The organism is Pseudomonas qingdaonensis (assembly GCF_018398475.1).
Taxonomy (GTDB): domain Bacteria; phylum Pseudomonadota; class Gammaproteobacteria; order Pseudomonadales; family Pseudomonadaceae; genus Aquipseudomonas; species Aquipseudomonas palmensis.
This window is the reverse complement of the sequence record NZ_CP074676.1, coordinates 2,925,990-2,936,772: the sequence shown is the minus strand read 5'-3', so window position 1 is coordinate 2,936,772 and position 10,783 is coordinate 2,925,990. Positions and strand designations below refer to the sequence as shown.

General features: G+C 63.0%; 7 protein-coding genes. 6 read left to right on the top strand and 1 reads right to left on the bottom strand.

Translation table 11 applies throughout. The features are described 5' to 3' along the window. Nucleotides 1-59: 59 nt before the first annotated feature. Nucleotides 60-341: a peptidylprolyl isomerase gene (locus tag KH389_RS13335; RefSeq protein ID WP_043860171.1), complete on the bottom strand. Its 282-nt coding sequence runs from the start codon at nt 339-341 to the stop codon at nt 60-62. Nucleotides 342-417: 76 nt separating this feature from the next. On the opposite strand from KH389_RS13335, the gene KH389_RS13330 reads away from it, so the two are divergent. From KH389_RS13330 to KH389_RS13305, 6 genes are all read left to right on the top strand, one after another. Continuing rightward, nucleotides 418-4,551 (top strand): RCC1 domain-containing protein, encoded by a 4,134-nt coding sequence (locus KH389_RS13330; protein WP_213607480.1) that lies wholly within the window; start codon nt 418-420, stop codon nt 4,549-4,551. A 72-nt stretch (nt 4,552-4,623) separates the two neighbouring features. Beyond that, entirely contained in the window at nt 4,624-5,544 is a 921-nt protein-coding gene (locus KH389_RS13325) for a hypothetical protein (protein WP_104572440.1), read from the top strand. Nucleotides 5,545-5,567: 23 nt separating this feature from the next. Then, the gene (locus KH389_RS13320) at nt 5,568-6,578 is read left to right on the top strand and encodes a hypothetical protein (protein ID WP_213607479.1); all 1,011 of its coding nucleotides are present in this window, start codon (nt 5,568-5,570) and stop codon (nt 6,576-6,578) included. Between the two features lie 116 nt (nt 6,579-6,694). After that, nucleotides 6,695-7,924, top strand: a complete 1,230-nt coding sequence (locus KH389_RS13315) for a hypothetical protein (protein WP_213607478.1) — start codon at nt 6,695-6,697, stop codon at nt 7,922-7,924. A gap of 11 nt (nt 7,925-7,935) precedes the next feature. Continuing rightward, a complete protein-coding gene (locus KH389_RS13310; protein ID WP_213607477.1) occupies nt 7,936-9,216 on the top strand; it encodes a hypothetical protein in 1,281 nt (426 codons plus the stop codon). Between the two features lie 370 nt (nt 9,217-9,586). Then, entirely contained in the window at nt 9,587-10,741 is a 1,155-nt protein-coding gene (locus tag KH389_RS13305; protein WP_213607476.1) for a hypothetical protein, read from the top strand. The last annotated feature ends 42 nt before the right edge of the window (nt 10,742-10,783 follow it).

The following is a 10,783-nucleotide window of genomic DNA, read 5'->3' as shown; positions in this document are numbered from 1 at the left end:
CCCGCTCTCACAGGAGCGGGCCGACCCTCGACACGGCCGGCAGATGCGGCCAAGGCCGATCAGTCCTGGCGGCTGGTCACTTCCAGCAGGTGATAGCCGAACTGGGTCTTCACCGGGCCTTGAACAGTGTTCACCGGTGCGCTGAACACCACGGTGTCGAACTCCTTGACCATCTGGCCGGGGCCGAACGAGCCCAGGTCACCGCCCTGGCGGCTGGAGGGGCAGGTGGAGTTGGCCTTGGCGATTTCGGCGAAGTCGGCGCCGGCTTCGATCTGTGCCTTGAGTTCGTTGCACTTGTCTTCGCTGGCGACAAGGATGTGACGGGCGGTGGCTTTTGCCATGGAGAATGCTCCTGGTGAGTAAAGGTGCAGCCTAGCGCAATCGGCGCGCGATTTCCTCCCCCTGTGCGCACGTGCCTTGGCCGGGCACCTGGTATTTGTGTCAGTTGTGCGCCTCGTACATTTTGCCTTTGAATCATTTCCAGCCCATTCCCCCGTTCATACCTTTCGGGCTTCCTGGATTGGAGAAAACTTCATGACGAACAACTTGATTGTCCCCGGGACCCAATCGGGCTTGCAAACGATGATCGACCTGTTCAATGCCATAGTGGGAGGGCCGCCGGCATTCGGAGGATTTGCAGCCGGCACCCTGGCCCTGCGACGCATCTACATTCCAGGTTACATCACCCCGGTATACACCGAAGGCGCCCAGGTTGGCGTGAACAAGGGGATGGTCAATTCGGTGCGCGGAATGCAGGTATTCGTGCAGCCGTATCCGAACATGCTGGCGGGGGATCTGATCGAGGTGTTCTATGGCACCAGCAACATCGCGGCGGTGAAGGTCAGTGTCCGCGAGGAGCAGCTCGGCCAGAACATCGAAACCTACATCCCGGCCAAAAAGGTGCTGGAGGGCGTGCACGACCTCTACTACGTGATCACGCGTGCAGGCTCCACCAACAAGGAGTCTTCGCTGGTGCTCAAGGTACTGGCACGCCTCAAGTACCCCGGCGGAAACGACCCTGAACCCGATCGCGCCGGGCACTACAAGTTGCTGCCACCGTTTCTGACCAGCCCTCCAATCGGTGGCGTGGTGGGTGAAGAAGACATCAAGGACTTCCTTGATGGCGAGCTGTATGGCGTGGAAGTCACCGTACCGGCGTACCCGAACATGCGCGAGTACGACACCATTCGCCTGAGTTGGGGCGGCTCGATCGTCGAGTACATCGTGCAACCTGACGAGGTGGGCAACGACCTCGTCATCGAGGTGGATGCCGAGCTCATCTACGAGGCCGGCGACAGCGAAAAGCTGGTGCTTGTGTACTGGATCTGGGACGAAGTGTTCAATCCCGCAAGCGACTGGTCATTGCGCGGTTACATCGAGGTATCGATCGACCCCAACAAACTGTTGCCGCCCATCATCGTCAACCCAGACTCGCAAGCCGTGGAGGGCGACCCGATCGATGTGGCGCTGGTGGCGCAAGATGGCCTGGAAGTACAAGTGGCGGCGCTGTCGGTGTTCGGCTTCAAGGCAAGGGATGAGATTACCCTGTACTGGGTAGGCACCACGGCGCAAGGCCAGATCATTGCCCTGAAGTACTCGCAAACGTTGAGCAGCCCCCGGATATTGGTATTCAAGATTCCCTATGCCCACGTGCAGATGCTGGCGCGGGGTTTTGGCAGAACCTGGTTCACCCGAAAGCCTGTCAATGGCAAGGAACAGACCTCCCGGCGTGTGGGTGCAAACTTTATCGGCGCCGCCGTCAAGCTGCCAAGCCCGCAAGTGACCGAAGCGGTCGACGGCGTGCTGGAGGCCACACTGGCAACGGCGACCGTGGTGGTACCGGCAGCGGCCCAGCTGGAGAAGGACGACTTCATCGAGATCACCTGGCGAGGCACCGGTTCCGATGGCAGCACGTTGCTCTACAAGGACGCCAAAACGGTCACCAGCGCCAGCGCAGGAAAAGACATCTCGTTTGCCGTGAACGGGCCGCAGAACATTCAGCCGCTCAGCGGCGGTTCGCTCGAAGTCAGCTACACCGTAAGCCGGCAGGGCCTGGGGCGCCCTCTGGAATCACAGGCTCTCACGCTGCAAGTGGGCGTGGCGCAGTTGGAACTGCCGGCACCCCGTTGCCCGCAGGCACAAGACGGTGAACTGGATCCTGATGTCCTCGCCAGCGTCGATGTGATCATCGAGCCGTACACCGGAATGAAACTCGACCAGACCATCAGGGTGGTGTGGTCCGACGCGGGCGGTACCTTCTTCGACGATCTGATGAAGGTGACCAAGAACAATCTCGACAAGCAAGTGACGTTCACCTTCGAGCACGCCAAATGGAGCAACTACCTGACAGTGGCAGCCGATGTGTACTACCAGGTCATCGAAGACCGCCAGCCGACTCGCGTGTCTGCCATGCTTTCGTTGCGTCGCAAAGAGCGCCAGTTCCTGCTGCCCGACCCGGTGGTGGAGGGCGCGGTCAATGGCACGCTGCGCCCTGTGGGCGATGCAGTGGTCACGATCCCAGCCGAGGCCCAGCTCAAACTTGGCGATGAAGTGGAACTGCTCTGGGATGGCGATGCCCCCCAAGGCTCGACGAGCGTCACCCTGTACATACTGGAAGATCAGACACGTGAGCTTAAGCAGTCTATCGATGCACGGTTCGTACTGGCCAACATCGATGCCAATGTACGGGTCAAGTACGTGGTGTACCGCTTCGATGGCCGCGAGCAGACGTCCGGCACCGTCACGCTGCGGGTACAGCGTGCGGCGCTGCCGCTGCCGATATTCGTGCAGGCGACCGCCAACAACCAGCTGAACCCGGACGATGTACGCAATGGTGCAACGTATCGGATCGACACCGTGGCCAGATTGCTGCGCGGTGACAGGGTGACCGTACGGGTGTACAGCGAGCTGCCGGCAGGCAACTTCAACCGCACGATCGTGGTAACGGCGGGCGACGAGGGCAAGGCCCTCGACGTGTCGGTACCCTATGCCACGATCAACGCCAGCAATCGCACCACGATCAAGCTCGAATACACGCTGCAGCGTAGCAGCGGCGGCCCGGAGGAACGCTCGCCGTCCAACAGCTATTTCGTAAACCGTGTGATAGGCAGCGGCAACCTGCGTATTTTCGGCGCCCGCTACGGCGCGAGCACTTACCGCGCCTCCAGTACCTCGCGAATTCTGAGCGCATTCAATGCGCAAAGCCTGCAGCCGATCCTCGCCGAATGGCGTTACCTGGACGAGCCCACCTGGACCGCAGGCACTACCTGGATGGACAAGCAGCCCTGGAAGGCGCTGCGCGTGCGCACGCAAACCGATGAGGTGCAGCTCAACCCGGCCAACATCATCGGCAACGGAATCGACGCCGCGGTCAATGGCAGTGCAGCGTTTGTCGCCCTGCGCAACGAACGCTCAGGGGGGGAGCGCGATATCGTCGGCTGGGGCAGTATTGCCTACGGGGCAGCTATTCCGCCGACATTGCAGACCCGCGACGACATCGCTGAAGTCAGTTGCACGCGCAGCGCGTATGCCGCACGCATGACCAATGGCACTGTGCAGTGCTGGGGCCAGGCGGGCGAGGGCGGTTCCATGCCTAAAGGTGAAACCGGAAATTTCGTCGAAGTGCGCAGCAATGCCAGGGCGTTTGTCGGACGCAAAGCCGACGGCCGCCTCATTGCCTGGGGTGTGGGGCCCGAGGGCGCGACCATTCCGCCGGGGATCCTCAACCTGACGGATTTCACCGCTGTCTACGGTGCCGGCAGCGCTTTTGCAGCGCAGCGTGCCGACGGTTCGCTGGTAGCCTGGGGCAGTGCCGCCAACGGCGGCAGCTTGCCCAACGATATCGCCGACCTCAAGGACATCTACTACGTCAAGGGCAACTTTGCCGCCTTTGCCGCACGGCGCACCAACAATCGTGTCGTTGCCTGGGGCAATGCCGGATATGGCGGCACGGTACCGGATGCAATCGCCCAGTTGACCGATATCGTCACCCTTGAGGGGGCTACGGCCCAGGCATTCAGCGCCTTGCGTGCCACCGGCCAGGTAGTGGCCTGGGGGGCTGGCAGCCATGGCGGCTCGGTGCCGCAAGAAATTGCAGGTCTGACTGACATCGTGGAGGTCACCAGCACCTGGCATGCCTTCTGTGCCCGGCGCAGGAACGGTTCGGTGGTGGCCTGGGGCAACGCGAACAACGGCGGCAACGTGCCACAGCCTGTGGCCAACCTGCGCAATGTCATTCAGGTCACCGGCAGCGCATGGGCGTTCGCCGCCCTGTGCAGCGACGGCACCGTGGCGGTCTGGGGGCGTTCTGAAGCCGGCGGCGATATCAGCCGGGTGTCCGACCAACTGAAACATGTGCGTGCGGTGTACGCCAACTCCAACGGCTTCGCCGCATTGACGTCAGACGGGCGCGTGGTGACGTGGGGCCAACCGCAGGGCGGTGGCGACAGTGCGGCGGTGCAGGCGGCGCTGCGCAACAAGGTGACCACCGGCCACCGGGTAGATGTCAATGCCGAGGCCGACGGCGAATGGGCTGGCGCGCCAGGCGCCTGAGGCCTTTGAGCGATATGACCCTGCAATCGGCGCTGCCTGGCGCCGGTTGCCTACCTGCGGGAGTTTGACGACATGACCGACTACACCGTGCCAAAGATGAACGACGTCAGCGAAGGGGCACTCGACCTCGGTACAGTGGGTGAATTCACCCGTGCAGAGGTACAAAGAAGTGCCAGCTGGCACAACAAAGTGCTGAAGCTGTTTGTGCTCGACGAGCAGAACAAGGTGCTCTACGACGAGGTAAGGCCCACCCCGAACAACGACCGACTGGCGGTGTGGGAAAATATTGCGAAAAGCATATTGCTTGGCCGTGAGGGCCAACAACTGCGCGTGTATTACGAGGTCGACGGGGTGAAGTCGCAGGTACTGACACTCACCATCAAGGCGAACTTCGCTGCGCCCCTGACAGTCGACCTCAGCGGCCGCAACTACATCGTGTTCCGCACCGCCGCCGAGGTGCCCAGCCCGCCGCCAGAAGTGCCTGACTACGCACAGTTCACCCGCACCAACGCACAGGCCGTCAACTACGAAAGCAGCGACATCAACGTTGCCCGTGTCGACAGCAGCGGCAAGGTCAGCCTGCTGGGCAATGCAGAGGATCCGCCGGTCACCATTACCGCACTGGACGCTGCCGGTGCCTCGATCGGCAGCTACACACTGACGGTCCGAGGGGTCAGGGGGTTGTACCTGTTGAGCTACGACCACGAGCTGCAGGCCCCAGGCGCCGCACTAGCCGCCACCAGCTATGGCCTGGACGTGCCTACAGCCGACGACTTCAGTCGCTTCAGCGCTGTGTACGCGGCGGCAAAAGACGACCTCGCGGGCTATCTGAAGGCGCAGAACCTGGGCCTGCCGAACATGACGGAAAAAGGCTTTCTGGGTGCTACTGATACGAACGGCTCGCCCACCTACCTGGACCTGGCAACGCTGCAGGTAAGCAGTGCCAGCCCAAGCCAGAAAGGCTACGCGATGGGCATCAGCCAGCCCCACTGACTCCACGGCAGGAGCAACCGTTGATGGACGCAATCAGACGTACCTATGCGGCACTGGTGTTATGCGTTTGCGCGAGCATGTTCAATGCGCATGCAGACACTACCCAACCTCCGGACCCCACCCTTCGCCTGCCCGAAGTGGCAGCCTTGCAGGGCGCCGAGCTGGACCCTGAAAAGGTACCGGCCACGGGGCTGAACATCACCGTCCAGGGGGTTGATAACAATAACGCGGTAGTACTGGCGTTCCAGACCACCTTGACGATCTACCTTGCCGATGCGCAAGGCCAGGCGATCACCACGATCAGTTGGCCGATCGCGGCGCGCAATGCCGGCAAACCCGTCACCTTGCCGATCGAAAAGCGCTATGTCGACGCCAATGTCGGCAAGACCCTGCAGGTCTACTACACCGCGCAGGCGCCGCGCTCGGCGCCGCGCAGATCGGGCGTGGTCACCCTGCTGATCAAGGAAGGCTTCACTGCTGCACAGGCACTCAACCTGGCCAGCCGACGCTATGTCGTGTTCTTCGACGAGCACAACCTGGCCAGGACGCCACCGACCATCCCCGACTATGCCCGCTACACCCGTGCACAGCCAGGGGCCACCGGCTATAGCGTGGACAACACGGGCATTGCCAGGGTCGATCCCGATGGACAGGTCTCGGTATGGGGCAATGGCGACATCACCGTCACTGCGCAGAACGCGGCAGGGGCCAGTTCCAGCTACGTGCTCAGTGTGCGCGGCGTGCGTGAGCTGCGCCTGCTCAGCTCGGCGTATCGATCCACCTGGGCACAGGCGCAGGCCAAGGCCCGCGACGAGGGCTACACCCTGCCGAGCAACGAGGATTTCGAGGCGCTGGCACGGCTCTACCCATCGCCGGCCAACAGCCTCGCCGAGGCACTGAACCTGGCTCCGTACCGGGTGTGGGGCATAGGGTTGGGCGCACAGACGGCCGTGTACCTGGACCTCTACGACAACCTGGTCAGTTCCGAAGTCACGACAGAGTATGAGCTGGGCTACCCGGCCGGCATTCGTTGAACAGCGGCGCGCCATGGGAGGCGACCTGTATGAACGTTGCGAGCAAACTGATTTGTGGCATCGCATTGTGCGTTTTGCTGGGCAGCGCCCATGCCGTCGGGAGCCCGCAGGTAGCGATGCAGTTGAATGCGCGCTACAGCAGCACACCGGCACAGTGCGTAGGACGCGCACCGGCCTTTGCCTGCAGCGGCGTGTTGCTGCGCGCAGTGCCAGCCAGCGACGTCGAAACGTTCTGGAAGAAAGACGATGCCGCGCAACTGGTTTTTCTGCGCAAGGACCGCGCCCTTGACGGGCTGGCAGCACCTTCGGGGTTCGTGCTGTTCGACCGGCTGACGGCCGTGGGCCTGGGCAGGCCGTATCAGGCCGACAGCAGTGCCGGTGGCGTGGTGGTCAGTACCTGGAATGCCCAGGTGCCCGCGCAATTGCCCATCCAGGCCATCTTCTACGACGTCACCCGGGCCGGTGCCCTGGCGGCAGCCCAACGCAGCCAGCGCGCCTACTTCGACGCCACGGCCCAGTGGTTGCCGGTGGTGCGCCTGCACCTGGGCGATGGCAATGGTCTGGTGTTCGGTTTCAGCCAGCAGGACCAACTGGACAATGGCTACAGGGTCACCCGGCGCCTCAACCAGCGTTACGCCGACACCCGGCCTGGCTGTATCAGCGGCCGCTCCGGGTTCGATTGCAACGGGGTGCTGTTGCGCTCGACAGGCACGGGCAACTTCAAGGCCTGGAATCCGGCCCCCCGTGCGCTGAAGAACGGCGGCGTGTCCTTCAGCTACCTGCGCAGTGACATGGCCATCAACGTGGTGGTGTGGCCGCAAGGCTATCTGATTCGCGAAACCGCCGCCCCTGTAGTACACACCCTGCCTGCCGCATGCCTGTACGTCGCCGACGGCGCCACGCACGATGCGGTATCAACCAACACCTGCACCTTTCGTGGCTGGTGCGACGAAAAACAACCGCCGGTGAACAGCGTCGCCACCTGGTCCGCCTCCACTGCTGGGAATCGGTTCAGAAGCTGTGCGTTCCGCGCCGACGCCACGGCCTTGCAACTGATGGTCGAGATTCGCCAGAAAGTCCCGGGGCTAACCGGTTGGAATGAAATCATGGTCCCTACCTGGCCGCAGGACATTGCAGCGCAATTGCCGATCGAAGCGTTCTTCTTCAGCGCCACTGCGCATTACCTGGGGCAGGTGGGGGGTACCAACGGCCTGGCCGGGGGGCAGTCGTTCCAGCAGGACTACTTCAAGGAGACCAGCCGCTGGCTACCGCTGGTCAAACTGGACGTGCAGGCCGCCAATCGGCAGCCCTTCACCTATGACCCCGCTGTGCAGCAGCTCAAATGAGGCGCGCACACATGGGCATCTTGAGACTGTGCGGTGTGCTGGCACTGTGCGCCTGCCTTGCGCCGGTGCACGCGCAGGAAGGCACCCGCACGGCGCAGTGGCTCAATGCACGCTTCACCAGCACGCCCGAACAGTGCGTGGGCAGAAGTCCTGCCTTCGCCTGCAGCGGCGTACTGGTGCGCAGCGTACCGCAGAGTGCGAACGCAGATTTCTGGGCGCTCAAGGACGTTGCCGGCAGCGACCTGCGCTTTGTCTTCCTGCGCAACGACCGCAGCATGGCGGGCCTGGCGCTCGGGTGCGGCTACCTGCTGTTCGATGGTCTGAGCGCAGCAGCGCTTGGCAAGGCTTTTCAGGCTGTGCAAGACACGGTATCGCCCGGGGCGGTCCTGGTGTCTGGCTGGCAGGCACAGGCGCCGGCGCAGCTTGCCATCCAGGCACTGTTCCATGACAGCGCGCAGGCCGGGGGCCTGCGCTGCGCTCAGCGCAATCAGTTGGCCTATTACCAGGCCACCGGCCTCTGGGTGCCGATCCTGCGGATTGCGCCTGGCGATCCGCAGGCACAGGTGTTCGGCTTCGCGCAGCAAGAGCAGCTCTACAATGGCAGGCGCGTGGCCGAGCGCCTTGAGCACCGCTATCGGGATGCCTTGAGCGAATGCCGCGACGGGCAGGCAGCCGCCTACTGTCGCGGGGTGCTGATCCGTGCAGTGAATGGCGCCTCCGGTTTTCACGCATGGAACCCCAGCAGCAACTCCGTGACACGCAACGGCGTGTCGTTCTCCTACATACGTAGCGATGTCGGTACGCAGCGCCTGGCCGGTACCGAAGGGCTCATCTACCGCGAGCTTGCAGCACCCGCACGCCATACACTGGTAATGCGCTGTGCCTACCCGGCCAATGCCAGTAGCAGTGTCATCCCCAACAGCTGCCGGGCCAGCTGCGCCTCGCAGAACATCAACAGTGTCAGCGCCTGGCGCAGCCGCTATGGCGCCAACCCCTTCAGCAGTTGCGCCTTCGACCCCAGTGCTGCGGCCTTCGAGTTGAGTATCGAAGTGCGTGCCCATGGCGGCGCCTGGAACGAAATCATCATCGCGTCCTGGCCGCAGAACATCGGCCCGCAGCTCACACTCGAGGCTGCATTCCTTATCCGTGGCAGTGGCGGGCTGAACGGTGCCCGGTACATCCAGCGCGATTACTACCAACAGGCCGGCAAGGTCATTCCTGTGCTACGGGTCGATCTGACGGCGGCCAACGGCCAGGTGTTCACCTTCGACCCCCTGGACCAGAACCTGTGACAACGCAAGGCATAGGGCATGGAGGTAACCAGGGGGCTTCACTGCGACCGACAAGCGCCGCAGCACGGTGAGCTACGGAGTGAAGGTGAGCAATCGTACCTGAAACCCTCTGCTGGCACTGCCTTCTCGGGGCGGGCGAGTACGAACCAGGCTATCCAAGCCGGTATCCACTGATCGCAGCCACGCTGCCAAGGAGTCGACGATGAGGAACCTGATGCGTTCACTGTGCCTGGGCTGCACCTTGTGCCTTGTACAGAGTGCAGCGTACGCCCTTGGGGGTGCACAAACCGCTGCGCTGCTGAATGCGCGCTACGCCAGTACCGCGTCCCAGTGCGTGGGGCGCGCACCTGCCTTTGCCTGCAGCGGCATCGTGCTGCGCACGCTGATGCCCAACCAGGCCGAGAAGTTCTGGGTGCCTGACGCCGCCGAAGGCACCGACATGCGCTTCATCTTTGTGCGCAAAGACCATGTGCCGACGACATTGGGCTCGGGCGCGGGGTTCTTGCTGTTTGATCGCTTTACGGCGCTGGCCCACGGCAAGCCGTACCAGGCCACCCAGCCAGCGGCCAACCTGGGCGAGGTGGTGGTGAACGGCTGGAATGCGCAGGCGCCGGGGCAACTCGCGATCCAGGGCGTGTTCTATGACCCCGGGCAAGCCGGCAGTCTGTTGCGCGCCCAGAGCAGCCAACGCGATTACTTCCAGGCCACCGGTACATGGCTGCCGCTACTGCGCTTGCAGCTTGGCGAACCGCAGGGGCAGGTCTTCGGTTTCAGTCAGCAAGACCAACTGGACAATGGCTACCGGGTGGCGGCACGGCTCAACACACGCTACCTCGACACCGGCAATGGCGACGACACCTGCCGGGGCAATCGGGGCGCCTTCTACTGCCGTGGTGTACTGCTGCGCACGACCGATGTCGGCAACTTCCGTGCGTGGAACCCGAGCTCCAATTCGGTACGCGGCAATGGCGTGTCCTTCAGTTATTTTCGCGCCGACAGCAAGGTGCTGCGTACCTACAAGGCGCAGGGGCTGGTGATACGTGAAGAAGCGGCACCGGCGACCAGACCCTTGTCTCTACGGTGCGTGTACCCCTTCGATGGTAGCACTGGCGGGCGGGCCGATATGTGCGACTTCCGGCTTTCTTGCGCCTCAGCGGGGATCGATTCGGCAGCGGCATGGTTGGCGCGCTTCCGTGGCAGCCCATACTCAGGTTGTTGGTTCTCCCCGGCGGCGCAACAATTTCGGGTGGCCAACGAGATCCGCCAACAGCTCAACGATGGCCTTGGCTGGAATGAAATGGTTGTAGCGGCCTGGCCCGCCGGTGCGCCGCTTGGATTGCCGCTTGAGGCGCTGCTCTACAGCAGGGCCAGTTACTTTGCGGGCGATGGCCTGGCAGGTGGCAAGCGGTTCCAGACCGACTACTTCGCCGATACGGGCCGTACCTTGCCGTTGCTTCAGTTGCGCCCGATGCCCACAGATGGACGCCTATTCATCTACGACCCGAACGATCAGGCCCTTCGGTAATCGACGCGACAGCGGCCAACCCACTGCCCCTGGGCAAGCTGG